The following is a 25958-nucleotide window of genomic DNA, read 5'->3' as shown; positions in this document are numbered from 1 at the left end:
CTGCACTCCTCCATCGAGAACCTGCCCCCGATGGAGTTCGAACACCGTCACCGGCAGGCTGTAACCGCGACCACCATCCCGGAGGTCGCGTAACCCACCAGCCCTCCGGCGGACCCAGGACGGTTCAACCTCCTCACCCACCCCCGGGGCGATGATCCGCTGGGCGCTCATCGCCGGCATCCGCGCCAGCTCCGCCGCCGCCAGCGCCGCCTGCCCCGCCGCCCACGCCTCCACCCGCTTGAACGCCGCGACCACCTCCACCGCCGCGAACGGGTCCAACGCGGCCACGTCCACCCCCTCCAGCACCACCGCCAGCTGGGCGTCCGGCGCCATCTGCGCCAGCACCCCCGCCGGCAGGTCCTGCGCCAGGCACCCCGCCCGCCCCGGCGGGCCCGGCACCGACACCACCGGCGCGGTGGGCGGGGTCGGGGCGAAGGACTCCGGACACTCCTCCCGCGCCAACGCCGCCGCGAGCTCGTCCTCGTCCCACCACCCCAGCAACGCCCGGGCGTGCCGGTCCCCCTCGATCGCCGCCGCCCGCGCCTCCAGCACCGGCGCCGCCGCCCACGCCGCCCGCTCCGCCGCCTCCTCCGCCGCGGCCTCGGCCCGCGCCTGGGCCATGACCGCCTCCATGTGCTCACACACCCGCCGGTCCGCCGCCACCTCGCAACACGCCCCGGCCTCGTCGCCCGGCACGCCGCCCCCACCACGTTCCTCTTCGAACATACATACAACCTAGAACACCCCACCGACACCGGTCACGAAGGCGACCACGCCTGTGGAAACCCCCGCGGCAGCCGAGCAGAGAAGCCCCGCAGGACCCCAGCAGGGAGTGTCGGCGCGTGGAGCTGCCAGTGAGATGAGCCGCGCGGTCAGCCGCGCGGGTCGTTGACCACACCCATGAACACCGGCAGGTCCGTCGGGACGTGCACGATGCGGACCGCGAACGGTCGATCGACCGTCATCTCGACCGGGCGCGCCGGCTCGAGCGCGGCACCGCCCATCACCCCTGCCTCGGTCGTCGCGGCGGCCACCGTGCCGGCCTCGTCGATGGCCATCGTCACCTGCTGGCCGACCGCCCCGAGGAAGAGCGGTGCGCCGTCGTCCGCCTCGGCGATCCCGCTCAGGTCAGCGGTCGCCGGGGACCACACCGTCCGCACCCCGGCCTGCCGCAGCCCGTCCACGAGGTCCAGGGCGTTGGTGAGGCGCACCGACGGCAGCGCCAGCGCGACGTCGGTGGCGGTCTCCCCCGTCCCCAGCGCGGCACTGAGTGCGGCCCACTCGTCGCCCGTGAGCGTCGCCGGCGGCCTGCCCGTGGAGGGAAGCACGACGTCCAGCGCGAAGCCGTCGGTGTAGGGCAGACGCACCGCCTGCCACGGCCCGTCGGCCGTGTACGCGAGCTCCCCGGTGCGGTGCATCGTCGGGACGCTGGCCCGCGTGCCGGAACCCGTGGTGAACGGCTCTGCGGTGGTCAGCTCGGCATCGAACGGCGTGGCCCAGGCGGCAGCCAGCACGACGCTGTTCTGCAGCACCAGCCGGAGCGACGCATCGGGCTCGATCCCCGAGTGTTCGATGAGCCCGCCCGAGTGCTGGGCCACCCAGGCGTCCAGCGCGGCCTTGCCCGAGGGCGAGGAGAGGTCCGCCGAACCGATCCCGGCACCGTAGTCGGCGGCGAGCCGGTCCAGGTACGCGTCCTGGACGTCCAGGTCGTCGTCGACGACGACCCGGCTGGCCAGGTGGAGCACCGGCCGGTCCGGGCGCTGGTCCGCTGCCGCGACGGACGGCTTGCCGTCGTGCCGTGACAGCTCGTTCAGCAGCGCGTTGACCGCCGCGGTGCGCGCCTCACCCGACGCCCCGAGCAGCCCGTCCAGCTCTCGTGCGCTGGCGCCGTCGGCCCCCTCGGCCAGCATCGAGAGCACGACGGCGACCGATGCCGGTGAGACGACGGCGTTCTGTCTGGGCGTGGTTCCGGCGAGCAGCCCGGCGCCGAGCTCCGTCGTCGCGGCGACGACGTCCGGCACGGCGGCGGCGTCGACGACGGCCACGTGCTGCCGCGGGACGTCGGAGCGCAGCATGACGCCCTCGCCGGGGCCGCCGCACGTGGCGACGGCGAGCAGGAACGGAAGGACGAGCAGCTTCCCCCGGGCCCCGCGCCGCAACATACGGACGAACCTAGGTACCACCGGCGGTGCCCGGAAGCACGGGATGGTCACGAAGCCACCCGCCAGGCCACGGGATGGTCACGAAGCCACGCCCGCGGCCACGGCAAAAAGGGCGAGGCCCCGCCCCCCGAAGGGGACGGGGCCTCGCCCGGTGCGGGATCAGGCCGCGACGAGCTGGCGCAGCACGTACTGCAAGATGCCGCCGTGGCGGAAGTAGTCCGCCTCACCGGGCGTGTCGATGCGGACCACCGCGTCGAACTCGACGGTGGAACCGTCCTCCTTGCGGGCCGTCACCTTGACGGTCTTCGGCGTGGTGCCCTCGTTGAGCGCGGACACGCCGGCGATGTCGAACGTCTCGGTGCCGTCCAGGCCGAGCGACTCCGCGCTCTCACCGGCCGGGAACTGCAGCGGCAGCACGCCCATGCCGATGAGGTTCGAGCGGTGGATGCGCTCGAAGCTCTCGGTGATGACCGCCTTGACGCCGAGCAGCGAGGTGCCCTTCGCGGCCCAGTCGCGCGAGGAGCCCGAGCCGTACTCCTTGCCGCCGAGGATCACCAGCGGCACGCCGGCCTCCTGGTAGGCCATCGAGGCGTCGAAGATCGTCTCCTGCTCGCCGGTGAGGAAGTTCTTGGTGAACCCACCCTCGACGCCGGGCACGAGCTGGTTGCGCAGCCGGATGTTGGCGAACGTGCCGCGGATCATGACCTCGTGGTTCCCGCGGCGCGAGCCGTAGGAGTTGAAGTCGCGGCGGGCCACGCCGTGCTCGGCCAGGTACTTGCCCGCCGGGCTGTCGGGCTTGATGGACCCGGCCGGGGAGATGTGGTCCGTCGTCACCGAGTCGCCCAGCTTGGCGAGGACGCGCGCGCCGGCGATGTCCTGGACCGGCGCGGGCTGGGCCGGCATGCCCTCGAAGTACGGGGGCTTGCGCACGTAGGTGGAGTCGCCCTGCCAGTCGAAGGTCTTGCCCTCGGGGGTCTCCAGGGCGCGCCACCGCTCGTCGCCGGCGAAGACGTCCGCGTAGTCCTCCTGGAACATCTCCCGGTCGATGGAGCTGGCGATGGTCGCCTCGACCTCGGCCGCGGAGGGCCAGATGTCCTTGAGGAAGACGTCGTTGCCCTCCTTGTCCTTCCCCAGCGGCTCGTTGGTGAAGTCGAAGTCCATCGTGCCCGCCAGGCCGTAGGCGATGACCAGCGGCGGGGAGGCGAGGTAGTTCATCTTCACGTCGGGATTGATGCGGCCCTCGAAGTTGCGGTTGCCCGAGAGGACCGAGGCGACGGCCAGGTCGTTCTCGTTGACCGCGGCGGAGATCTCCTCCGGCAGCGGGCCCGAGTTACCGATGCACGTGGTGCAGCCGTAACCCACGAGGTGGTAGCCCAGCTCCTGCAGGTAGGGCCACAGGCCCGCCTTGTCGTAGTAGCCGGTGACGACCTTGGAGCCCGGCGCCATGGAGGTCTTGACCCACGGCTTGACCTGCAGGCCCTTCTCGACGGCGTTCTTGGCCAGCAGGCCGGCCGCGAGCATCACCGAGGGGTTGGAGGTGTTGGTGCAGGAGGTGATCGAGGAGATGACGACGGCGCCGTGGTCCAGCTCGGTCTGGCGACCGTCCTCCATGGTCACCGGCACCTTCTTCGAGGCGCGGCCCAGGCCCAGGCCCACGACGTGCTCGGCCGCGGCCTCCTCGAGGCCGTCGGTGCCCGCGGCGATCGGGTCGGACGCCGGGAAGGTGTCCTCGACCGCCTCGTCCAGCTTGTTCTCGCCCAGCGCCGGCTCGTCGCCCACGTAGTGCGGGAGCACGTCGGCGAAGGCCTCCTTGGCGTCCGACAGCGCGATGCGGTCCTGCGGGCGCTTGGGGCCGGCGATGGAGGGCACCACGGTGGACAGGTCGAGCTCGAGGTACTCGGAGAACTCCGGCTCACGGGAGGGGTCGTGCCACAGCCCCTGCTCCTTGGCGTAGGTCTCGACGAGCGCGACCTGCTCGTCGGAGCGGCCGGTCAGGCGCAGGTAGTCGATGGTGACCTCGTCGATCGGGAAGATCGCCGCGGTGGAGCCGAACTCGGGGCTCATGTTGCCGATGGTGGCGCGGTTGGCCAGCGGCACCTGGGCGACGCCCTCGCCGTAGAACTCGACGAACTTGCCCACCACGCCGTGCTTGCGCAGCATCTCGGTGATCGTCAGGACGACGTCGGTCGCGGTGGCGCCGGCGGGGATGGCGCCGGAGAGCTTGAAGCCGACCACCCGCGGGATGAGCATCGAGACGGGCTGGCCGAGCATCGCGGCCTCGGCCTCGATGCCGCCGACGCCCCAGCCGAGCACGCCCAGGCCGTTGACCATCGTGGTGTGCGAGTCGGTGCCGACGCAGGTGTCCGGGTAGGCGCGCAGCACGCCGTCGACCTCGCGGGTCATGACGCCGCGGGCCAGGTACTCGATGTTGACCTGGTGGACGATGCCGGTGCCCGGGGGGACGACCTTGAAGTCGTCGAACGCCGTCTGGCCCCAGCGCAGGAACTGGTAGCGCTCCTTGTTGCGGCCGTACTCCAGCTCGACGTTGCGCTCGAAGGCGTCCTCGCGGCCGAAGACGTCGATGACGACGGAATGGTCGATGACCAGCTCGGCGGGGGCGAGTGGGTTGATGCGGGCCGGGTCGCCGCCGAGGTCGGTCACGGCCTCGCGCATGGTGGCGAGGTCGACGACGCAGGGCACGCCGGTGAAGTCCTGCATCACCACGCGGGCCGGGGTGAACTGGATCTCCGTGCTGGGCTCGGAGTCCGGCACCCAGGTCGCGAGGGCGTTGATGTGGTCCGCCGTGACGTTCTTGCCGTCCTCGGTGCGCAGCAGGTTCTCCGCGAGGATCTTGAGGCTGTAGGGCAGTCGCTGGAGACCCTCGACGGCCGAGAGCCGGAAGATCTCGTAGCTCTTGTCCCCCACCTGCAGGGTGCCCCTGGACTTGAAGCTGTCAGTGCTCACATGTGCTCCTCGGCTCGTGCTGGCCTGCGCCTCGGCGGCTGGCGCCACCCTGCGCGTCCTCGGTCATCGTGCCACGACGACCGCTCGGCGGATATCTCGATATCAAGATACTTGCCGCGGGGCGACTGTGTCCACCGACACGCGGGACGGCGGCGGCTCGCCTGACCTGGAGCGACGCCCGCACGGAGGCGGCCGAGCCGGCCCGGCGAGCGCGCGGATCCGCCGCCTGGCCCGCTCGCGTGCACGGGGCGCCGGGGCGAGGTCCTCGCGGTCCCACGCGCTCGGCCCGAGCCTCGCGGGCCGCGCACGGGGCACGGGCTTCGCCGGCCCCCTCGCCCCAGGGCCTCGCGGGGCTGGCAGCCCCCGGCTCGGGCAGGATGAGTGGCATGGATCCGCTGGATCTGACGGGGCGGGTCGTCATCGTCACCGGCGCGTCCTCCGGCATCGGCGAGGCGACGGCGCGCCTGCTCCACGCCGCCGGCGCGCACCCGGTCCTTGCCGCTCGCCGGGTCGACCGCCTCCGCCGGCTCGGCGCCAGCCTCGACGGCGCGCTGGCGCTGGAGACCGACGTGACCGACCACGACGCCGTCCGGAGGCTGGTGGACGCCACCCTGGAGCGGTTCGGCAGGATCGACGGGCTCGTCAACAACGCCGGGGCCGCGCTGCACACGCCGCTCGACCGGCTCGACCTCGAGGAGTTCGCCCGGGTCCTGGACCTCAACGTCGTCAGCGTCGTGGCGCTGACGCAGGCGGTCCTGCCCGCGATGCGCGCCCAGCGCCGGGGCCGCATCGTCAACGTCGGCTCCGGCACCACCAGAAACCCGCGTCCGGGCTTCGGCGCCTACGCGGTGACCAAGGCGGCGGTCGACGTGCTCACCACGGTCGCCCGCGAGGAGCTGCGCGACGACGGCGTCCTCGTCTCGCTGGTCGCCCCGTCGATCACGGGGACCGGCTTCGCCGGACGGGACATCACGCCGGGCCTGGAGCTCGTGCCCGGCGTGGTGGTGCACAGCGCCGAGTACGTCGGAAAAGTGATCCTGCGGGCCCTGCGCACCGGCGAGGCGCGCATCGAGATCCCCCACGGCCCGGAACGGGCCGAGCTGACCGATGTCCCGGCCGGCTGACGGGCGCGGCCGAGGCCGGCCCGGGCTCAGCCCTCCCGGCCCAGCGCCGCCACCACCTCGAAGTGGTGCGTGTGCGGGAACAGGTCGTAGGCGTGCACCGCGCGCACGACGTACCCCTTCTCCCGCGCGGCCCGCAGGTCCCGCGCCAGCGCCGCGGGGTCGCAGGCCACGTGCACGATCGTCTCCGGCCCCAGGTCGGCGACGGCGGACATCACCTCGGCGCCGGCACCCACCCGCGGGGGGTCGAGGACGACGACGTCCGCGCCGCCACCGAGCTGACGCACGGCCACGGCGTCGACCCGGCCGGCGTGCAGCTCCACCTGGGGATGCTCGTGCAGGTTGCGGCGGGCGTCGCGCACGGCGCCCTCCGCGCCCTCGAGGGTGACGACGGCGCCCCCGGCCCGCGCCAGCGGCAGCGTCAGCAGCCCGGCCCCGGAGTACAGCTCCAGCACCCGGGTGCCGGCGAGCGGCCCCGCCGCGGCCAGCACCGCCTCGACCAGGGTGCGCGGCGCCTCACGGTGGACCTGCCAGAAACCCGCGGCGCTCACCCGGTAGGTCAGCTCACCCACCGAGGACTCCACCCGCTCGCGCACGGCCCGCCGCGGGGGCCCCGACCGGCGCCGCAGGGCGACGGCCTCGCCGTCGACGAGCACCATCGGCTCCCCGACGCTCGGCGCCACCGCCTCCACCCGCGCACCGGGGCGCCAGACCCGCCGCCAGGGCGAGCCCTCCCCCAGCAGGCCGAGCTCCAGCAGCGCGGGGTGGGCCAGCGGCATCTCGCGCAGCGCGAGCACCTCGTGGCTGCGGAAGCGATGCATCCCCGCCCGGCCCTCGCCGTCGACGGTCAGGTCGACGCGGGTGCGGGTGCCGAGCCCGCCGGCCTCGTCGTCGCCGGGCAGGGCCTCGACCTCCACGCCGGCGCCGCCGGTGACCGCGGCGACGTCCTGGGCCACCTGCTCGCCGCCGATCCGGCGCAGCGTGTCGGCCAGGACCGTGGCCTTCCAGCGGCGCTGCGCCGGCAGGGCCACGTGGGCAAGCTCGCCGCCGCCCACCCCGCCGGGGCCCGCCTCGGGCCACACGCTCGGGACGCGGTCGGGCGAGGGCTCGAGGACCTCGACGGCGTCCGCGCGCCAGTACTTCGAGCGCTGCTCCGTGATGCGCACCCGGACGGTCTCGCCGGGCAGGGTGTGCCGGACGAAGACGACGCGGCCGTCGTCGAGGCGGGCCACGCAGTGCCCGCCGTGCGCCGGCGCGCCGACCGTCACCACGGCCTCGGGCGCCGCCTCGGTGGACGGGCGCGCGGGGGCCGGACGCCCCTGCCGCCGGACCGGCCCGCGCCGGGACCCGCGCCGCGGCGCCCCACGACGCTCGGTCCCGCCGGGCTCGCCCCGGCTCGTGCCGCCCCGGGTCTCCCCCGGACGCGCGTCGCCCCGGGTCTCCCCCGGACGGGCCTCCTGGGCCCGGCCCTTGCGCGCCGGACGCCGACCCGGCGGCCGGCCGCCCTGCCCACGCCCGCTGTTTCCTGTCCCGGCGCTCACGGGCGCACCTCCGGCCCGCGGCCCTGCCCGGCGCCGGCGCCGGCCTCGCGAGCCGACCCGCCCGATCCGGTCGACCCACCCGACCCGGCCGACCCGGACCGCCCGCCTGCGCCGGTCCCGGCGGCGGGCCGCTCGGCCGCCCCCGGACCGCTCGCAGCCTCGGGCGGGCTCGCAGGCGCCGGCAGCTCCGCCACGCCGCCGGGGTGCGTCTCCTCGTGCCCGGGACCGGTCCCGACGTGGTCGACCTTGTCGAGCTGGAACGGCACGGACGCCATGACGACGCCGGGCGTGAACAGCAGCCGGCTCTTGAGCCGCAGCGCGCTCTGGTTGTGCAGCAGCTGCTCCCACCAGTGGCTGACGACGTACTCCGGCACGAAGACCACGACCAGGTCGCGCGGGGAGTCCCGGCGCACCTGCCGTACGTGGTCGACCACCGGACGGGTGATCTCGCGGAACGGGGAGTCCAGCACGGTCAGCGGGACCGGGATCTCGGCCGCCTCCCACGCGGCCCGCAGCCGGGCGGTGTCCTCCGGGTCGACGGCGACCGTCACCGCCTCCAGCGTGGAGGGCCGGGTCGCCCGCGCGTAGGCCACCGCCCGCATGGTCGGCTGGTGCAGCTTGGAGACGAGCACGACGCCGTGCACCCGGGCGGGCAGCGCCCGCGCGGCGGCCAGGTCGGGGACGGCGAGGTCTCGGGCGACCGTGTCGTAGTGGCGGTGGATCGCGTTCATCGTCACGAACAGCAGCGCCATGAGCAGCAGAGTGATCCAGGCGCCGTGGGTGAACTTGGTGACGAGCACGACGAGCAGCACCGCGCCGGTCATGCACAGGCCGAAGGTGTTCACCGCGCGCGAGCGACGCATGCGGGTCCGGGCGGCGGGGTCGGTCTCGATGCGCAGCTGGCGGGTCCAGTGCCGCACCATGCCGGTCTGGCTGACCGTAAAGGAGACGAACACGCCCACGATGTACAGCTGGATGAGGCGCGTGACCTCGGCGTCGAAGGCCACGATCAGCACGACGGCGGCCACCGCCAGCAGGACGATGCCGTTGGAGAACGCCAGGCGGTCGCCGCGGGTGTGCAGCTGCCGGGGCAGGAAGCCGTCGCGGGCGAGGATCGAGCCGAGCACCGGGAACCCGTTGAACGCGGTGTTGGCGGCCAGCGCGAGGATGAGGCCGGTGACGATGGTGACCAGCCCGAACAGCACGGGCACGTCATGGAAGACCGCGCCGGCGATCTGCCCGATGACCGGGTGCTGGACGTAGCTGTCGCCCACCGGCACGCCGTCACGGGTGAGCTCGGTGGCGGGGTCGGTGACGAAGCGGACCCCGGTCTGACGGGCGAGGACGAGGATCGACATGAGCATCGTCGCCGAGATCAGACCGAGCAGCAGGAGCGTCGACGCGGCGTTGCGGGACTTGGGCCGCTTGAAGTGCGGCACGCCGTTGCTGATCGCCTCGATACCGGTCAGGGCCGCCGACCCGGAGGAGAACGCCCGCAGCACGAGGAAGGCCCCGGCGAGCCCGACCAGCCCCTGCTCGTAACCGGCCTGCGGCACGATCTCCAGCCCCGCCGACTCCGCCGGGCGCAGCGACCCCGCGGCGCTCTGGATGAAGCCGACGACGGCCATGAGCCCGATGGAGGCCATGTAGAGGTACACCGGCACGGCCAGCCCGCGGCCGGACTCGCGCAGGCCGCGCAGGTTGATGAGGGCGAGGATGATGACGGCGCTGACGGCGACGGCGACCTCGTGCCCGTCGGCGGCGGGGATGGCCGCGGACAGGTACTGCGCGGCCGAGGAGATCGACACCGCGACGGTGAGGACGTAGTCGACCAGCAGGGCGCTGGCCACGGTCAGGCCCGCCCGCCGCCCGAGGTTCTCGGTGGCGACCTCGTAGTCGCCGCCGCCGGAGGGGTAGGCGTGGACGGTCTGCCGGTAGGACGCCACCACGGTGAGCAGCACGACGACGACGACCAGGCCGATCCACGGCGAGATGGTGATGGCCGCGACGCCGGCGAGGGCCAGGGTCAGCAGGATCTCGTCCGGGGCGTACGCGACGGACGAGAGGGCGTCGGAGGCGAACACCGGCAGTGCGAGTCGCTTGGGGAGCAGGGTGGAGCCCAGGCGCTCGCTGCGCATCGGTCGTCCGACCAGCGCGCGCTTGAGGGCCTCCGTGATGTCCGGCACGAGGCCCCATGCTAAAGCGTGTCTCTGAACTCCGGGTTGTGAGACACCGCCCTTCTCGGGCGTCCGAGGTTCTCAGGCCGGGTGGCCGGCCTGAGGTCCGGTTCCCACGTCGTCCGGGCTGGTTTCGCTCGCGCTGGCGCGCGGGCCAGAGCCGTCCCGTCGGTGGGCGTTGGTGACGGGGCCGTCTGCTTGACGGTCCCCGGCCCCCTGGGCCGTGTCGCTGGTGTGGCGGGTGGCCCAGGCGGCGAGGTTGAAGGCGGCGTTGAGGTCGCGGTCGATGACCAGCCCGCACGCCGCGCACCGGTACGTCCGCTCTGAGAGGCTCAGCGCGTCTTTGCACTTTCCGCAGGCGGAGCAGGTCTTCGAGGACGCGAACCACCGGTCCGCGAGGAGCACCTGCCCGCCGTGCCAGGCCTGCTTATAGCGGATCTGGCGGGCGAGCTCGGCCCAGGCTGCGTCCGAGATCGCCGCGGCGAGGCGGTGGTTGGCGAGCATGCCGGCCACGTGCAGGTCTTCCAGGACGAGCCGGTCGTGGGTCTTGACCAGCTGTCCGGAGACCTGGTGCAGCAGGTGTCGCCTGCGGGCACGCAGGTGGGCGTGGTGGCGGGCCAGGCGGGCGGCGGCCCGGGCGCGGTTCCGAGATCCTTTCTGCTTACGGGCCAGCGACCTCGCCAGCCGCCTGGTGCGGGCCGCTTCCGACCGTGCCGACCACGGTGCCCGCTCGACGCGGAGAGTCTGTGCACCGTCTGCGGTCCCGGCGACGACCAGGGCCGTGAGGCCGCGGTCGACGCCGACCCAGCCCGAGGCGTCGCCAGGGGCGCGTGGCGGGTGCTGCGCCTTCGGGTGCAGGTCAGCCGCCTCCGCCGTCAGGGCGATCGACCACCGGCCCGCCGCGTTGCGGGAGACCGTGGCGAACAGGACGCGGGCGCGGCCCGTGGCGATCATCCGGCGCAGGCGCCGGGTGTCCTCACGCACCCGCAAGGTCCCGATCTTCGGCAGCGTGACCGACCGAGGCCGATCACCACCCACCTGAATCGTCGGGCCCCGCGTGGTCCTGTTCCGGATGCGAAACGACCCAGTGGCCCCCTTCTTCTTGAACCGCGGATGCCCCGCCCGACGGTTCCCGTGGGCCCGCGCGGTGGTCCACGCCTTCAGTGCCCGGCCGAGGTCGACCGCGGCCTCCTCGAACACCTGGGCTACGACCTCCCCGCGCCACACAAGCCCTGTAACCTCGAGCTCGGCCACTCCCCGGACATCGACTCGAAACCGCCTACCTGCGGCCTCGGATCGCTTCCACGCGTTGAACGCATTGATGAGGTCGAACCCGGACCACGGCACTGTCACGTCCGCGTCATCGGCCGACGGCGCGTCCCCCTTGCGGGCTTGTAGGTGTAGACGCAGGCATTGGTTGAACGCGAACCGTGCGGCGCCCACGTGCCGAGCCAGCACCTCCTCCTGCTCGACCGTTACATCGAGGCAGAAGCGAAACGTGGTGTGCCGGCTCATACCACGATGCTGTCAGCCACCACCCACATGCCCTCGCCCTGGACACCCCGTCGGTGCCCCACCGCCTCTGACCAGCGGTACCGTCGTCGTCGTGCACTTCGTGATCATGGGCTGCGGCCGGGTCGGGGCGTCCCTGGCCGGGCAGCTCGAGCACCGCGGCCACTCAGTCGCGGTGGTCGACCAGAACCCCGACGCGTTCCGCCGTCTGCCCTCGACCTTCGAGGGGCGACGGGTCACCGGCCTTGGCTTCGACCGCGACGCGCTGGCGCAGGCGGGCATCGAGGACGCCTACGCCTTCGTCGCCGTCTCCAACGGCGACAACTCCAACATCATCGCCGCCCGGGTAGTGCGCGAGACGTTCGGGGTGAGCAACGTCGTCGCCCGCATCTACGACCCCAACCGCGCCGAGGTCTACCAGCGCCTGGGCATCCCGACGGTGGCCACCGTCCGGTGGACCGCCGACCAGGTGCTGCGCCGCATCCTCCCGCTCGGGGCCGTCTCGGAGTACCAGGACGCCTCGTCGAAGGTGTCCATCGTCACCTGCGACATCAACCCGGCCTGGGTGGGCCAGGAGCTGGGCCGGCTCGAGCTCCTCACCGGCACGCGGGTGGCGTTCCTGACGCGTCTGGGCCAGGGCGTGGTGCCGCACCCGGGCATGGTGGTCCAGGAGAACGACCTCGTGCACCTGGCCGTCGAGACGGACCGGATCGGGGCGGTCCAGCGCGTGCTGGCCGCCACCCCGGCCAAGGAGGACTGATGCGCGTCGTCATCGCCGGCGCCGGGTCGGTGGGGCGCTCGATCGCCCGCGAGCTGCTCGGCCACGGCCACCAGGTCACCCTCATCGACCGCCAGCCGGCGGCCATGCGCATCGCCAGCGTGGCCGAGGCCGAGTGGCTCCTCGCCGACGCCTGCGAGCCGAGCGCCCTGGCCGAGGCGTCGGTGGACCGGTGCGATGTCGTCGTAGCGGCGACCGGAGACGACAAGGTCAACCTCGTCGTCTCGCTGCTGTCGAAGACGGAGTTCGGGGTGCCGCGGGTGGTCGCCCGCATCAACAACCCCAAGAACGAGTGGATGTTCGACGAGGCGTGGGGGGTGGACGTGCCGGTCTCGACCCCGCGGATCATGACCTCGCTGGTGGAGGAGGCGGTCTCGGTCGGCGACCTGGTCCGCATCTTCCGGTTCCACCAGTCCGGGGCGAGCATGCACGAGCTGACCCTGCCGGCGAGCTCGCCGGTGGTGGGCCGCCGGGTCGGTCAGGTGACCTGGCCGGCGGAGACGGCGCTGGCGGCGATCATCCGGGAGGACCGGCCGATCACGCCCAGCCAGGACGACACCCTCGAGGCCGGCGACGAGCTCCTCATCGTCGTCTCGGCCGACGCGGAGCCCGAGCTCAGCGCGCTGCAGGAGCTCTTGGCTCCCGCACCAGCACCCACGTCGCCCACAGAGTGAGAGCCCACAGCGGCACGCCCATGACGATGCGGGCGGTGCCGAGCCAGGCGACCGAGGCGTCGAGGTAGAGCGGCACCTGCACGGCCAGGCGCAGCACGAACATCCCGATCCACAACCAGGTGGCGAGGACGAACCGTCGGCGCCGGGCGAGCAGGGCAGGGTCCTTGCGCCAGGCGAAGCCCTCGCCCTTGAGCAGGGAGACGACGACGCCGACGGCGGGCCAGCCCGCCACCAGCGCCACGAGCAGGGCGACGGCGTAGGCGGCGTTGGTCCACAGGCCCATCGCGAAGTAGTTCGCGGCCTCCCCCGAACGCCACGCCCACAGGACGCCGATGAGGACGCCGACGAGCCCGCCGGCCGCCTGGGTGACGGGGGTGCGCTGGACCAGCCGGACGATCATGGCCAGGACGGCGACGGCGAGGGAGGCCACCAGCGGCGGGACGAGGGCGCCGGTGGCGATGAAGACGACGACGAAGACCAGGCCCGGGGCGACCGACTCGACCAGGCCGCGCACGCCCCCGACAGCGTCGGCGACCGAGAAGTTCTCGCCGAGGATCTGGTTCATCCCGCCGCGCCGGCTGGCCGCGGCCGCGGCCGCCGCCACGGCGTCCTCGCGATGCGCGTGCTCGCCGTGCGCGCGCTCGGGGCGCTGCTCACCGTCGGGGCGCTCCCCGCGCGGCTGCTCGGGGCGGTGCTCGCCGGGGCCGGCCGTCACGCGTGCACCCCGGAGCGGGCGATGAGCTGGTAGTCCGGGTTGAACATGACGCGCCGCCCGTCCTCCTCGGCGACCATGCCCTCGGCGACGAGGCGCCGGCCCGGTTCGACGCCGGGGACGTCGTGCCGGCCCAGGAAGATCAGGTCGATGGTGGCGGAGCCGTCGAAGAGCTGGGCGACCAGCGCCGGCGCCACCCCGCGCGGGCGGTAGGTCAGCGCGGAGACGATGCCGGCGACCTTGGCGCGCGTGCGCGGCGCGACCTCGGCGCAGGCCGTGGCGCCCTGCAGCATGCTCGCCCGCCGCTCGTCCGCGGCGTCGAGCTCCTGCCGGGTGGCGGTGAGCCGGTGCAGGAGCTGGCCGAGGCCGCTCATCGGACCTCCGTGATCTCCGGGCCGCGCCGGGTGATGTCGAGGTCGGGCTCGGCGCCCGGCTGCTGCGGCGCGCGGGGCTTGCCGGGGGCGTGCAGCAGGAGCACGTCGCGCGGGGCGCGCGCCTCCACCCCACGGACGACGACGACGTCGGCGAGGACCTCCTCGAGCTCGGCGGCGGCCTCCTGCTCGATGGCGGACTTGCCGGTCAGCACCGCGCGCAGGAACCAGCGGGGGCCGTCGACGCCGACGAAGCGGGCGGGGCGGTGGGAGATCTGGCCCTCGGCGACCCTGACGGGGATGCGGGCGAGCAGCTCGGTGCCGAAGGGGCCGTCGATCTGGTCGACCGTGCCGCCCTGCTTGCCGATGGAGTCGGTGATCTCCGCGCGCAGCTCGTCCCAGATGCCCTGGGTGCGGGGCGCGGCGAACACCTGCAGCTGCATGGCCGAGCCGGTCAGGCCCAGCGTGACGGCGACGATGTTGTTGGTCCGCTTCTCCACCTCGAGCCGCAGCTGCATGCCGGGCCGGGCGGGGACGCGCAGGGCCCCGAGGTCCAGGCGGCCCTCGAGGTCGGGGACGTCGGCGACGTCGTGGGGGCCGCGGCCCGGGGTCTCGGGCCGGGGGTCGTCCGTGTTCTCGGTGGCGTCCTGCGCGACCGCCTCCACGCCCTCGTCGACGGCGTCGCGCTTGCGGCGTGTGAACAGGCCCATCGGAAACGTCTCCTCGCATCTTCCCGCGGCGCCTCGCGCCGGATGACCACCAGAGCCTACCCGCGCGGCGGCGCCCGCTCTGCCCGGGTTCGCCGTCGGCGCAGGGGTGCGGGTGCACGGGCCGCCGGCCTGGCAAAGTGGCGGTGTGGACACCGCCCCGCTCTACTCCGAACGTCTCAGCCCGCCGCCGACCATGCACCTGGTCTCGCTGCTGCTCGGCGCCTTCGGCTTCCTCACCGTGACACCCTTCGCCTCCGTGCCGGTGGCGGTGACGGTCGGCGTGGTCATCGCCGTCGCGGTGTCGGTGATGGGGGTGCTCAGCTCGCCGGTGGTCACCGTCGTGCGCGGCGGGGACCCCGCCGACGGCGGCAGCCCGGACGCGCTGCGGCTGCGCGCGGGCGACGCCGTCATCCCGGTCGAGGCGCTCGGCGAGCCGGAGGTCCTCGACGCCGACGGGCTGCGCCGGGCGATGGGCCCGGAGGCGGACGCGCGGGCGCACGCCTGCCACCGGGCCTGGGTCCACGGCGGGCTGCGCGTGCCGGTCACCGACCCGCGGGACGCGACGCCCTACTGGGTGATATGCACGCGCCGGCCCACGCAGCTCGTGGCTGCACTGGGCCGGCGCTGAGGCGGTTGCTGAGTGGTCGCCGTCAGGCGGCGCACTCGGAGCAGACGAGCTGGCCGTTGTCCTCGTAGGCCAGCTGGCTGCGGTGGTGCACCAGGAAGCACTTGGCGCACGTGAACTCGTCTGCCTGGCGGGGCAGGACCCGCACGGACAGCTCTTCCCCGGACAGGTCGGCGCCAGGAAGCTCGAAGCTGTCAGCGGCTTCGGCCTCGTCCTCGTCGACCGCCCCGGAGTTCTTGTCGGCGCGGCGCGCCTTCAGCTCCTCGATCGAGTCCTCGTTGAGGTCCTCTTCGTTCTTGCGAGGTGCGTCGTAGTCGGTCGCCATCTCGGCGTCACGCTCCGGTTTCTTCGTGGTCGTCAGTCGTGGTGGTCGTGGCATCGAAGCCAGTACCCGGAAAACGTCCTCGGGGCGCATTTGTTCCCGGGGACACCGGATTGTGCACCACCGACCCTGACGGTGCCCAGGCCTACCGACCGGTTTCGCCGTCCGGGTGACCAAGTTCACGGGCACCGGCCGCCTCGAGCGCCGCGCTGAGCTCGGCCACCAGGCCCGCCGGCCCGGCCACGGTCATCGCCTTGGAGGCCGGCTCGCCCGCCAGGCCCTGCACGACCCCGCCGGCCTCGAGGACCACCAGCGTCCCCGCGGCGACGTCCCAGGGGTTGAGCCCGCGCTCGTAGTGGGCGTCCAGCCGGCCGTCCGCGACGAGGCACAGGTCGATCGCCACCGAGCCGAGCCGGCGGATGTCCCGCACCTGGGGCAGCAGCTGCGCGACCACCTCGGCCTGCCCGCGGCGACGCTCCTCGGTGTAGCCGAAGCCGGTGCCCACCAGCGCCTGGCCCAGCGGCGGGGCGTCCTTGATGCGCAGCCGCGCGCCGTCCCGGAAGGCGCCCTGCCCGCGCCCGGCGGTCCACGTCGCGCCGGTGCTGACGGCGTGGACGCACCCGGCCAGCGGCGTCCAGCGCCGCGGGTCCGGCTCCCCGGCCACCACGGCGACGGAGACGGCGTAGGAGGGGATGCCGTAGAGGAAGTTGACCGTGCCGTCGATGGGGTCGACCACCCAGGTCAGCCCGGTGGTGCCGGCGCTGGCCCCCTCCTCCTCGCCGAGGAAGGCGTCCCCGGGCCGCTCGGCGCGGATCCGGGCGCGCAACAGCTCCTCGACCTCCCGGTCCACCGCGGTGACGACGTCGTTGACGGAGGACTTCGTGTCCGCCACCGCGATCACCGCCCCCGACCGGTCGCGCACGAGGTCGCCGGCCTCACGGGCGAGGGACTCGCACAGGCTCTGGAGCCGGGCGATCTCCTCGGGCGGCAGCTCGGCGGGGCGTTCGCGCAGGGGCAGGGTCACGTCGTACCTCTCGTCGGCGGGGACAGCTCGTGCCCGGTTCCGGCCGGTTCGTGTCGACCAGGCCACACCGAACACACCGCTGCCAATCCTTCCAGCAGCCCAGCCCAGATGGCACCCTCGGGGGAGAACCTCGAAGGAGGACCCCATGGTTGAGCTCGAACTGCTCGGGCTGCACGGTGACGGCGAGCACCTCACGCTCTCCGACGGGGACGGCCAGCGCTACCGCCTCGTGATCAACGACGCGCTGCGCGCCGCCGTGCGCCGCGACCGTCCGGGCCTCGAGGCGCTGCGGGCCGCCCGTGAGTCGACGCTGCGGCCCAAGGACATCCAGGCCCTCATCCGCGCCGGCGCGAGCGTGGACGAGGTGGCCGCCGAGGCGGGTCTGACCGTCGAGCACGTGCGCCGCTACGAGGGCCCGGTGCTCGCCGAGCGGGCCTGGGTGGTCCAGCAGGCGCAGGCTCAGCGCCTCGGCCACGAGCAGGACGCGCCGCGGCTGGGCGACCTCGTCGTCGACCGCCTCGCCGCCCGCGGGGTGCGGGCCACCACGCTGCAGTGGGACGCGGTGCGCCGCCCGGGTCAGCCGTGGGAGGTGCTGGTGACGTTCGTGGCCGGCGAGCGGGAGCGGGAGGCGCGCTGGCAGGTGGACCTGGGGGCCAAGGCCCTCACCGCCGTCGACGACGAGGCCCGCTGGCTGTCCGAGACCGAGGTGGGCCCGGCCGCGTACCCGCGCCGCCACCTCGCCCCGGTGGGCGCGCCCCGCGCGGTCGAGGGCCTCTCCCCCTGGCACGACGCCGTGAGCCCGGCCGCGCCGTCGCCGTTCGGCGAGCCGGGCGAGGACCGGGTGGACTCCCCCACCGACGCCCTGCTGGCCGAGCTGGCCGCGCACCGCGGCACCCGCGAGGCCCTGCTCGACCCCGAGGACGAGGATTTCCCGGGCGGGGCGCACCCGCCCGCCTCGCGGCCCGACCTGGCCACCGACGCTCACGTGCTCTCCCTGCCGCGCCGGGAGATCTCGGACGACCGGCACCTCACCGACAGCGGTGTCGGCACCATCCCGGCCCTGCCCGGCCCGCCGCCCACCATCCCCGGCACCACGCCGGCGCTGGCCGAGGAGGCGGGGGGCGACCAGGCGTCACCGGCCGCCGGCGGCGACGAGGACCAGGCCCGCGACGCCGAGCGCCCCGAGGGGGACCGCGCCGAGGCCGGCCGCCCCGAGGACGGTCGCCCTGAGGGAGCTCGTCCGGAGACGGGCCGTCCCGAGGCGGGCCGTCCCGAGGCGGTGCGGCCCGCGCCCGTGCGCGGCGAGCCGGCGCGCCCCACCGCCCAGCCGCGCCGGCGGAAGTCCACCCGTCGCAGCGTGCCCAGCTGGGACGAGATCGTCTTCGGGGCCAAGCCCGAGTAGCCGCCTCGGCGGCGCCTCAATCCCCCAGCGGCAGGGTCTGCGGGCTCAGGCTCGCCGCGTGCGCCCGCGCCGCGGTGACCCGGCGCAGGTGGTGGAAGCGGCACAGCACCTCGTAGCCCACCTCGCCCTGGGTCCCGGTGATCGGGGCGCGGGCCTCGGTGGTGTCGCCGACGACGACCTGCTCGCCCTCGGTGACCATCTCGCCGTCGACCGTGCGGGCGTTGTGGGTGGCCCGGGCCCCGCACCAGCACAGCGCCTCGACCTGGAGCCGCTCGACGCGGTCGGCGAGCTCGAGCATGCGCGCCGAGCCGGGGAAGAGCCGGGTGCGGAAGTCGGTGGTGATGCCGAACCCGAAGACGTCCACGCCCATCTCGTCGACGAGCCGGGCGAGCTGCTCGACCTGGGTGGGGCTGTAGAACTGCACCTCGTCGCAGATGAGGTAGTCGACGCGGTCCCCGGCGATGCGCCGGCGCACCACCTCGTCCCAGAAGTCCGTCTCGTCGCTGACCTCGACGGCCGGGACGGCGAGGCCGAGGCGGGAGGAGAGCACCGCCTCGCCGGCGCGGTCGTTGCGGGAGAAGATCAGCCCGTCGCGGCCGCGGGCGGCGTGGTTGTGGTCCATCTGCAGGGCGAGGGTGGACTTGCCGGAGTCCATCGTCCCGGAGAAGAAGACGAGCTGGGCCACCTAGACCACCTCCGCGAGGAGCGGCACGGCCATCTCGCCGTCGGTGAGGGAGCCGTGCATGCCGACCAGCGCCATCGACTCCGGCGTCTGGGTGCGCGAGTCCACCACCGCGTGCTGCCCGCGCATGAGGGCGACGACGTCGCCGACGACCTCGAGCCGGTCGGGCGCGACGTCGCCGAGCAGGCCGGCCGCGACGACCTCCTCGCGGGTGCCGACCCACGCGCGCTCGCCCAGCTCCTCGCGCCAGCGTGCCGCCACCGCGGAGGCGGCGCCGGGGGCGGTGTAGACGTGGTTGGCGCGCGGCTCGCCGGCGACGAGCTCGACGTCCTGCGCCAGCGCGGGGGTGGCGGCGACGTCGAGCCGGTCGGTGACGTCCACCATGCCGTGGTCGGCGGTGATGACGAGGAGCGTGCCGCGCGGCAGCGTGCGCGACAGCCGGGCGAGCTCGCCGTCGAGGGCCTCGACGGCCTCGCCCCACTGCCACGATCCCCAGCCGTGCTCGTGACCGACGTGGTCGACGTCGCCCCAGTACAGGTACACGGCGGCGACGTCGGGGCGGCGCAGCTGGGCCGCCGTGACGTCCACGCGGTCGGCCAGGGATTCCGCGGAGACGTTGCGCATCCCCCGCAGCGCGGCCTCGGTCAGGCCCGAGCCGACGAAGCGCGCCGGCCCGACGCTGACCACCTCGCGCAGGTTCTCCCCGCCGGCGCGCCGGGTGGCGAGCTGCTCGAACAGGGTCTCGTGGCGCTGCCAGGCCCGCGGGCTGAGCGAGGTGTTGTCCCAGCGGATGAGGTTGAGCACCTCGCCGCTGGAGGGGTCGCGCACGGAGAAGCCGAGCATGCCGGTCACCCCGGGCAGCTCGCCGGTGCCCAGCGCCGTGATGGCCGCCGCGGTCGTCGACGGGAACGTGCTGCTCAGCGTGCGGGCGCCGGGCAGGCGGCCGCGCAGGAACGGGGCGTGCCCGCCGCGCTCGGTGAGCATGCGCATGCCGAGCCCGTCGACGAGCACGACGCAGGCCTTGGGCGCCTCGGGCAGCCCGAGCGCGGCGCGGTCGGCGTCACTGGCCCGGCCGTGGGAGGTGGTGGTCAGCCCGACCGCGTCGAGGGCGGCGGGCATGACGGCGCGCAGGTGCAGGCCGTCGGTGGACGGCGGCTGGAACTCGGGGATCACGCGCGGGCAGCGCTCCCGGCCGTGGCGGCGGACAGCGCCCGGGCGAAGGCCAGGGCGCCGCTGAGGGCGTCGGCGCCCTCGGCCTGGGCGCTGATGCGCACCTCGAGCCCCTCGGGCGTGACGGTGCCGATGTAGCCGTGGTCCGCGTCGCACTCGGGGTCGTCGCAGTGGTCGGGCTTGAGGTCGACGCTGTCCGCGGTGCCCCAGCTGACCGCGACCGTCAGCTCCTGGGTGCGCATGCTGCGGGCGCGGGCCGGGTCGCTCACGCCGTGGGTGAGGGAGACCGAGCGGACCTCGCGCAGCGGCACGGACTCGGTGGTGGCCAGCGCGGAGGCGCGCCCGTCCGGTCCGGGGCCGTCGTCGACGTGGGCGACGACGAGCCGGGAGGGGGTGAGCACCAGCGCGGTCAGGTGCCGGAACACCTCGGTGTCGTCGAAGGTGGTCTCGGGGTGCACGAGATAGGAGACGACGGGCTCGTCGGCCAGGGCGATGTCGATGACGCCGGCGACGAGCTCCGGGTAGTAGCCCGCGAGGTCGAGCTCGGAACGCAGCTGGTTGGCGAGATTGGTGTCCGGCACGCCGACATCATCCCACCTGCGGGCCGGTCCCGTCCCCCCGCCGCTCCTATGTCGTGGAGGACCCGGCGGGCGGTGCGTCGCCGGGCCCGGCGGCACCGGACCCGGCGGGCGGTGCGTCGCCGCCCGCCGCGCCGGTCGCCCCGGACGCCTCGGCCGCGTCCGGTGGGGCGGGCAGCGCCCGCCGACCGGCGTCCTGCCGCAGCGGGTGGGCGATGGTCACGACCGCCGAGGCGATCTGGACCCCCTCCTCCCCCACGATGACCGGGTTGAGCACCACCTCCGCGACCTCCGGCAGGTCGTCGGTGAGCATCGAGACCCGGGCGACGACGTCCTCGAGCGCGGCGACGTCCGTGGGCGGCAGCCCGCGGTGGCCGAGCAGGCGCGGCGCGGCGCGCACCGAGCGCACCATCTCCGAGACGTCCCGCGCGGTCAGCGGCGGGATCCGGTAGGAGACGTCCCCGAGCAGCTCGGTGGCGTCGCCGCCGAGACCGAAGGAGACGACCGGGCCGTACAGGTCGTCCTCGGCGCCGCGGACCACGCACGCCACTCCGGGCGGGGCCATGGCCTGCACCTCGAAGGCGGTGGCGCGGCCGAGGACGTGCCGGGCGCGGGCGCGCATGTGGCCCATGGCCTCCCGCAGCGCGTCGGCGTCGGCGACGTCCAGGCGCACCCCGCCGAGGTCGACCCGGTGACGCAGCACCTGGTCGGCGACCTTGAGCGCCACCGGCCAGCCGATCCGCTCGGCCGCGGCGACGGCCGCGTCCTCGTCGGTGACGACGGTGGCCGGCAGCACCCGGATGCCGTAGCAGGCCAGCAGCTCCTGGGTCGTGGCGGGGTTCAGGGTGCGGCGGGCGCGCCCGGGCAGCTCGGCGAGCGGCTCGGCGAGCACGCGGCGGGCGGCGGGCGGGTCGATGCCGGGCGGGGCGACGAGCGGGTCGCCGGCGCCGGTGCGCCAGCGCCCGTAGGCGATGGCGCCGGACAGCGCGGTGACGACGTCCTCGACCGTGGCCATCGCCGGGACGGTCGCTCCCTGCGCGGTCAGCGCCGGGGTGAGCCCGTGCAGGCCGTAGATGGTGGCCACCCAGGTGCGCGGGTCACCGGCGGCGGCCGCGGCGATGGCGGCGGCGACGGCGGTGTCGGTGGTGCCCAGCGGCGGGGCGTGGGCGACGATGACGGCGTCGAAGTCGTCGCGGGCGGTCAGCTCACCCAGCGCCGCCGCGTACTGCTCGGGCCCGGCCAGCGGGGGCAGGGTGACCGGCTGGCCGGCGACCTCCAGCCCCTCCGCGGTGGCGACGTCGGCCACGAGACCCGCCAGCGCCGCCGAGGAGGACACGATCGCGGTGCGCGGCCCGGCCGGCAGCGGCTGGGCGAGCAGGAGGGTGGCGACGTCGAGCATCTCCCGGTGGGTGCGGGCGCGCACGACCCCGGCCTGCCGCAGCATCTCGGTGAGCACCCGCTGCGGCTGGCGCGAGGTGCGCACCGCGTGCCCGGGCGGGGTGACCTGCCCGGTCTGGCCCGAGACCATCGCGACCACGGGCTTGCTCGCCGACAGGCGCCGGGCGATGCGGGAGAACTTGCGCGGGTTGCCGATGGACTCCAGCACCATCGCGCCGACGGCGGTGGCGTCGTGCGCGGACCAGAACTGCATGGTGTCGTTGCCCGAGACGTCCACCCGGTTGCCCGCGGAGAGGAACGTGGCCACCGGCAGGCCGCGGCGCGCGGCGGTGGAGCGCACCGCGAGGCCCGAGGCCAGGGACTGGGTGAACAGCCCGAGGCCCGCCCCGGCGGCGTCGTCGTCCTCCCCCCACAGCGTCGCGTTGTACCGGCCCGCCGGGCCGTGCCCGATCACCCCGTAGGAGGCCGGCCCCACCACCCGGATGCCCGCCTCCCGGGTGCGGCGTAGCAGCTCGCGCTGGCGGCCCATGCCCTCCGCCCCGGACTCGCCGAAGCCGTGCGAGAGCACCACGAGGGCGCGCACGCCGAGCGCCCCCAGGGCCGGCACCGCCTCGACGACCGCCTCGGCCGGGCCGGCGACGACGGCGAGGTCGACGCTGCCGGCCACGTCCGCCAGCGCGGCGTACCGCCGGACCCGGGCGGCACCGTCGGCCGGGCCGCCGGCCGCGGCCGGCGCCGCCAGCCCGACCAGGTGCATCGACCCGGTGAAGGCGTCGCCGGTCAGGGCCTGGGCCACGCGCCCGGCGAGCACCTGACCTTCCTGGCCGGCCGCGCCGAGCCCGAGGACCAGCACCGACTCGGCCTGGAGCAGCCCGGTCATGCTCAGCGCCTCGGCGTGCCGCTCCCGCTCGGCCATGACCCGCCAGGACCGCTCGGTCTCCTCGATGCTCAGCGAGATCGACAGCACCCCGTCCTCGAGGCGCTGCTGCACGTCGTAGCCGGCGTCGGTGAAGACCCGGACCATCCGGGCGTTGGCGGGCAGCACGTCGGCGACGAACCGGGTCACCCCGAGCTCGCGGGCCGCGGCGGCCAGGTGCTCGAGGAGCACCGAGCCCAGCCCGCGGCCCTGCTCGGTGTCGGCGACGTTGAACGCCACCTCCGCCTCGCCCGGGCCCACGACGTCGAACCGGCCGACGGCGCGGATCTCCTCGCCCTGCACCAGCACCAGCGCCACCCGGTTGTGGTGGTCGACGTGGGTGAAGCGGTACAGGTCCTTCTCCCCCAGCCGCGGCACCGGGGCGAAGAACCGGAAGTAGATGGACTGCGGCGACTGCGCCACGTGCATGCGCTGCAGCGCGTCGGCGTCGTCGGGGCGGATGGGCCTGATGTGCATCGTGGCGCCGTCGCGCAGGACGACGTCGGCCGCCCAGTGCGCGGGGTAGGCGGCCCCGGTGTCGACCTCTCCCATGCCGCGAGCCTACCCAGGGAGTCCGACACCACTGCGGCGGTGCACCCGCACGGGCCCATCATCGGGGACAATCTGCCCATGGCTCGCAAGACCACGCCCTCCCCCGTGCCCGTCGACGAGAAGATCGTCGACATCGACGTCTCCGAGGAGATGCAGGGCTCGTTCCTGGAGTACGCCTACTCGGTCATCTACTCGCGGGCCCTGCCGGACGCGCGCGACGGCCTCAAGCCGGTGCAGCGCCGGATCCTGTTCATGATGGACCAGATGGGCCTGCGCCCGGACCGCGGGCACGTGAAGTCCGCCCGCGTCGTCGGCGAGGTCATGGGCAAGCTGCACCCGCACGGGGACACCGCCATCTACGACGCCATGGTGCGCCTGGCCCAGCCCTTCGCGCTGCGCCTGCCGCTGGTGGACGGGCACGGCAACTTCGGCTCCCTCGACGACGGCCCCGCGGCGCCGCGCTACACCGAGGCGCGCATGGCGCCGGCGGCCATGGCGATGGTGGCCGACCTGGGCGAGGACGTCGTCGACTTCGTGCCCAACTACGACAACCAGATCATGCAGCCCGGCGTGCTGCCCGCGGCCTTCCCCAACCTGCTGGTCAACGGCGCCACCGGGATCGCCGTCGGCATGGCGACGAACATGCCCCCGCACAACCTCGTCGAGGTCGTGGCCGCCGCACGGCACCTCATCGCCCACCCCGACGCCACGCTCGAGGACCTGCTGAAGTTCGTCCCGGGCCCGGACCTGCCCGAGGGCGGCAAGATCGTCGGCCTGGAGGGCGTGCGCGAGGCCTACGCCACCGGCCGCGGCAGCTTCCGCACCCGCGCCACGGCACGGATCGAGAACGTCACCGCGCGCAAGAAGGGCATCGTCGTCACCGAGCTGCCCTACATGATCGGCCCCGAGCGGGTCATCGAGAAGATCGCGGACGCGGTGAAGTCCGGCAAGCTCAAGGGCGTCACCAACGTCCAGAACCTCACCGACCGCCACCACGGGCTCCGGCTGGTCATCGAGGTCAAGAACGCCTTCAACCCCGAGGCGGTGCTGGAGGCGCTCTACAAGCTCACCCCGATGGAGGAGTCCTTCGGGATCAACAACGTCGCCCTGGTCGACGGCCAGCCGCGCACCCTGGGCCTGCGCGAGCTGCTGCAGGTCTACGTCGACCACCGCCTGTCGGTGGTGCGCCGGCGCACCGCGTTCCGGCTGGGCCGGGCCACCGAGCGGGCGCACCTGGTGGCGGGCCTGCTCATCGCCATCGCGGACATCGACGAGGTCATCGCGGTCATCCGCTCCTCCGACGACGCCGACACCGCCCGCACCCGCCTCATGCAGGTGTTCGACCTCGACGAGCCGCAGGCCGAGTACATCCTGGCCCTGCGGCTGCGCCGCCTGACGAAGTTCTCCCGCCTCGAGCTCGAGGCCGAGGCCGACGAGCTGGCCAAGCAGATCGAGGAGCTCAAGGCGATCCTCGACTCCGAGGAGCGCCTGCGCGGGGTGGTCTCCGACGAGCTGGCCGACGTCTCCGCCAAGTTCGGCACCCCGCGGCGCACCGTGCTCCTCGAGCACGCCGGCGGCCCGGCGACGACGGCGGCCGCGGGCCCGGCGGGCCGCGGCGCAGCCATGCCGCTCGAGGTGGCGGACGACCCGTGCTGGGTGCTGCTCTCGGGCACCGGGCTGCTGGCGCGCACCTCCACCCCCGACGCCCCGGTGCGCACCGGCCCGCGCTCGGCGCACGACGCCGTCGCCCACGCCGTGCCGGCCACCGCCCGCGGGCAGGTGGCCCTGGTGACCTCCGCCGGACGGCTGGTGCGCCTGGACGTGCTTGACGCCCCCGCGCTGCCGCCGACCGGCGCCGCGCCCGGGCTCTCCGGCGGGGTGCCGGTCACCGAGCTGCTCACCCTGGAGAAGGGCGAGCGCGTGGTCGGCCTGGCCCGGCTGGACGCCGACGCCCCGCCGCTCGTGCTCGCCACCGCGCAGGGCGTGGTCAAGCGGGTGACCGGCGACCGTCCGGGCAACAAGGACACCTGGGACGTCATCAGCCTGCGCGACGGCGACGCCGTCGTCGGCACCGGGCACGCGACCGACGCCGACAAGCTCGTCCTCGTCAGCTCCGACGCCCAGCTGCTGCGCTTCGACGCCGCCGCGGTGCGACCGCAGGGCCGCTCGGGCCAGGGCATCGCCGGGATCCGGCTCGCCGACGGCGCCGCCGTCATCTACCTCGGCATCGTGCCCGACGCAGAGGTCTCCGCCTCCGTCCTGGTCACCGTGGCCGGCGCGTCCGGCGCGCTGCCCGGCACGGTCCCGGGCAGCGCCAAGGTCACCCCGCTGGACCGCTATCCCGCCAAGGGCCGGGCCACCGGCGGCGTGCGGGCGCAGCGGTTCCTGCGCGGGGAGGACTGCCTGCAGCTGGCCTGGGTCGGCCCCGAGCCGGCGCGGGCGGTCGGCTCGGGCGGGCAGTCGGTCGACCTGCCCGAGCTCGACGAGCGCCGCGACGGCTCCGGCCACCCGCTGGCGGCGCCGATCGCCGCGATCGGCTGACGCCGCCCCGGCGCGTCGGCGCGCTG

The 25958-nt window shown here is 74.5% G+C and carries 21 protein-coding genes; 6 read left to right on the top strand and 15 right to left on the bottom strand.

Annotation, left to right across the window (positions count from 1 at the left end; translation table 11 throughout):
• From GD970_RS21755 to GD970_RS17210, 3 genes are all read right to left on the bottom strand, one after another.
• Positions 1–621: hypothetical protein (locus GD970_RS21755; RefSeq protein WP_226925427.1), on the bottom strand; the 621-nt coding region annotated here is incomplete at its 3' end.
• A 251-nt stretch (positions 622–872) separates the two neighbouring features.
• Positions 873–2162, bottom strand: a complete 1290-nt coding sequence (locus tag GD970_RS17215) for a serpin family protein (protein ID WP_152204137.1) — start codon at positions 2160–2162, stop codon at positions 873–875.
• Between the two features lie 159 nt (positions 2163–2321).
• Positions 2322–5126: an aconitate hydratase gene (locus GD970_RS17210; protein ID WP_152204136.1), complete on the bottom strand. Its 2805-nt coding sequence runs from the start codon at positions 5124–5126 to the stop codon at positions 2322–2324.
• A 386-nt stretch (positions 5127–5512) separates the two neighbouring features.
• Here GD970_RS17210 and GD970_RS17205 point away from each other — a divergent pair, with 386 nt between their 5' ends.
• Positions 5513–6250 carry an SDR family NAD(P)-dependent oxidoreductase gene (locus tag GD970_RS17205; protein WP_170297328.1) on the top strand — a complete coding sequence of 246 codons (738 nt, stop codon included), beginning with the start codon at positions 5513–5515 and terminating at the stop codon, positions 6248–6250.
• A gap of 26 nt (positions 6251–6276) precedes the next feature.
• Here the strand turns inward: GD970_RS17205 and GD970_RS17200 are convergent, their stop codons facing one another.
• The 3 genes from GD970_RS17200 to GD970_RS17190 form a co-directional block, all read right to left on the bottom strand.
• Complete coding sequence (locus tag GD970_RS17200) at positions 6277–7515, bottom strand: class I SAM-dependent RNA methyltransferase (protein ID WP_226925426.1); 1239 nt, start codon at positions 7513–7515, stop codon at positions 6277–6279.
• Between the two features lie 269 nt (positions 7516–7784).
• Complete coding sequence (locus GD970_RS17195) at positions 7785–9974, bottom strand: APC family permease (RefSeq protein WP_152204134.1); 2190 nt, start codon at positions 9972–9974, stop codon at positions 7785–7787.
• Between the two features lie 72 nt (positions 9975–10046).
• Positions 10047–11480, bottom strand: a complete 1434-nt coding sequence (locus tag GD970_RS17190) for an RNA-guided endonuclease TnpB family protein (RefSeq protein ID WP_152204133.1) — start codon at positions 11478–11480, stop codon at positions 10047–10049.
• 91 nt (positions 11481–11571) lie between these two features.
• Between GD970_RS17190 and GD970_RS17185 the strand changes: the two genes are divergently transcribed.
• Positions 11572–12237, top strand: coding sequence for a potassium channel family protein (locus GD970_RS17185; RefSeq protein ID WP_226925425.1), 666 nt, complete (start codon positions 11572–11574; stop codon positions 12235–12237).
• Positions 12237–12929, top strand: coding sequence for a potassium channel family protein (locus GD970_RS17180; RefSeq protein ID WP_152204132.1), 693 nt, complete (start codon positions 12237–12239; stop codon positions 12927–12929). Before GD970_RS17185 ends, GD970_RS17180 begins: the two co-directional genes overlap by 1 nt.
• On the opposite strand, the gene GD970_RS17175 is transcribed toward GD970_RS17180, so the two are convergent.
• From GD970_RS17175 to GD970_RS17165, 3 genes are read right to left on the bottom strand one after another with little or no spacing between them, the layout of a single operon-like run.
• The gene (locus tag GD970_RS17175) at positions 12871–13644 is read right to left on the bottom strand and encodes a DUF3159 domain-containing protein (protein WP_226925424.1); all 774 of its coding nucleotides are present in this window, start codon (positions 13642–13644) and stop codon (positions 12871–12873) included. The two genes, GD970_RS17180 and GD970_RS17175, sit on opposite strands and share 59 nt — an antisense overlap.
• Complete coding sequence (locus GD970_RS17170; RefSeq protein ID WP_152204131.1) at positions 13641–14015, bottom strand: OB-fold nucleic acid binding domain-containing protein; 375 nt, start codon at positions 14013–14015, stop codon at positions 13641–13643. Before GD970_RS17170 ends, GD970_RS17175 begins: the two co-directional genes overlap by 4 nt.
• A complete protein-coding gene (locus GD970_RS17165) occupies positions 14012–14722 on the bottom strand; it encodes a DUF3710 domain-containing protein (protein WP_152204130.1) in 711 nt (236 codons plus the stop codon). Before GD970_RS17165 ends, GD970_RS17170 begins: the two co-directional genes overlap by 4 nt.
• A gap of 145 nt (positions 14723–14867) precedes the next feature.
• Between GD970_RS17165 and GD970_RS17160 the strand changes: the two genes are divergently transcribed.
• The gene (locus GD970_RS17160) at positions 14868–15350 is read left to right on the top strand and encodes a DUF3093 domain-containing protein (protein ID WP_152204129.1); all 483 of its coding nucleotides are present in this window, start codon (positions 14868–14870) and stop codon (positions 15348–15350) included.
• 22 nt (positions 15351–15372) lie between these two features.
• Here GD970_RS17160 and GD970_RS17155 read toward each other — a convergent pair whose 3' ends face one another.
• Both GD970_RS17155 and GD970_RS17150 read right to left on the bottom strand, forming a co-directional pair.
• Complete coding sequence (locus GD970_RS17155; RefSeq protein ID WP_152204128.1) at positions 15373–15672, bottom strand: DUF4193 domain-containing protein; 300 nt, start codon at positions 15670–15672, stop codon at positions 15373–15375.
• Positions 15673–15814: 142 nt separating this feature from the next.
• Positions 15815–16693: an inositol monophosphatase family protein gene (locus GD970_RS17150; RefSeq protein ID WP_226925423.1), complete on the bottom strand. Its 879-nt coding sequence runs from the start codon at positions 16691–16693 to the stop codon at positions 15815–15817.
• A gap of 145 nt (positions 16694–16838) precedes the next feature.
• Here GD970_RS17150 and sepH point away from each other — a divergent pair, with 145 nt between their 5' ends.
• Positions 16839–18095 carry a septation protein SepH gene (gene sepH, locus GD970_RS17145; RefSeq protein WP_152204126.1) on the top strand — a complete coding sequence of 419 codons (1257 nt, stop codon included), beginning with the start codon at positions 16839–16841 and terminating at the stop codon, positions 18093–18095.
• Positions 18096–18111: 16 nt separating this feature from the next.
• On the opposite strand, the gene GD970_RS17140 is transcribed toward sepH, so the two are convergent.
• The 4 genes from GD970_RS17140 to GD970_RS17125 are packed head-to-tail and all read right to left on the bottom strand — an operon-like array spanning position 18112 to position 23391.
• Complete coding sequence (locus tag GD970_RS17140) at positions 18112–18780, bottom strand: thymidine kinase (protein WP_152204125.1); 669 nt, start codon at positions 18778–18780, stop codon at positions 18112–18114.
• Complete coding sequence (locus GD970_RS17135; protein ID WP_226925422.1) at positions 18781–19950, bottom strand: alkaline phosphatase family protein; 1170 nt, start codon at positions 19948–19950, stop codon at positions 18781–18783.
• Complete coding sequence (locus GD970_RS17130; RefSeq protein WP_152204124.1) at positions 19947–20528, bottom strand: DUF5998 family protein; 582 nt, start codon at positions 20526–20528, stop codon at positions 19947–19949. Before GD970_RS17130 ends, GD970_RS17135 begins: the two co-directional genes overlap by 4 nt.
• 46 nt (positions 20529–20574) lie before the next feature.
• Complete coding sequence (locus GD970_RS17125) at positions 20575–23391, bottom strand: bifunctional acetate--CoA ligase family protein/GNAT family N-acetyltransferase (RefSeq protein WP_152204123.1); 2817 nt, start codon at positions 23389–23391, stop codon at positions 20575–20577.
• Positions 23392–23469: 78 nt separating this feature from the next.
• On the opposite strand from GD970_RS17125, the gene GD970_RS17120 reads away from it, so the two are divergent.
• The gene (locus tag GD970_RS17120; RefSeq protein WP_152204122.1) at positions 23470–25932 is read left to right on the top strand and encodes a DNA gyrase/topoisomerase IV subunit A; all 2463 of its coding nucleotides are present in this window, start codon (positions 23470–23472) and stop codon (positions 25930–25932) included.
• Positions 25933–25958: the final 26 nt, after the last annotated feature.

The organism is Georgenia thermotolerans (genome assembly GCF_009193185.1).
Classification (GTDB): Bacteria; Actinomycetota; Actinomycetes; order Actinomycetales; family Actinomycetaceae; genus Georgenia; species Georgenia thermotolerans.
This window is presented reverse-complemented; position numbering and strand designations above follow the sequence as displayed.

Bases quoted from the DNA above. Each gene is read 5' to 3' on its own strand.
- GD970_RS17180 (WP_152204132.1), top strand. From the start codon at position 12,237: ATGCGCGTCGTCATCGCCGGCGCCGGGTCGGTGGGGCGCTCGATCGCC.
- GD970_RS17215 (WP_152204137.1), bottom strand. From the start codon at position 2,162: ATGTTGCGGCGCGGGGCCCGGGGGAAGCTGCTCGTCCTTCCGTTCCTG.
- GD970_RS17190 (WP_152204133.1), bottom strand. From the start codon at position 11,480: ATGAGCCGGCACACCACGTTTCGCTTCTGCCTCGATGTAACGGTCGAG.
- GD970_RS17165 (WP_152204130.1), bottom strand. From the start codon at position 14,722: ATGGGCCTGTTCACACGCCGCAAGCGCGACGCCGTCGACGAGGGCGTG.
- GD970_RS17125 (WP_152204123.1), bottom strand. From the start codon at position 23,391: ATGGGAGAGGTCGACACCGGGGCCGCCTACCCCGCGCACTGGGCGGCC.
- GD970_RS17205 (WP_170297328.1), top strand. From the start codon at position 5,513: ATGGATCCGCTGGATCTGACGGGGCGGGTCGTCATCGTCACCGGCGCG.
- GD970_RS17170 (WP_152204131.1), bottom strand. From the start codon at position 14,015: ATGAGCGGCCTCGGCCAGCTCCTGCACCGGCTCACCGCCACCCGGCAG.
- GD970_RS17155 (WP_152204128.1), bottom strand. From the start codon at position 15,672: ATGGCGACCGACTACGACGCACCTCGCAAGAACGAAGAGGACCTCAAC.
- GD970_RS17120 (WP_152204122.1), top strand. From the start codon at position 23,470: ATGGCTCGCAAGACCACGCCCTCCCCCGTGCCCGTCGACGAGAAGATC.
- sepH (WP_152204126.1), top strand. From the start codon at position 16,839: ATGGTTGAGCTCGAACTGCTCGGGCTGCACGGTGACGGCGAGCACCTC.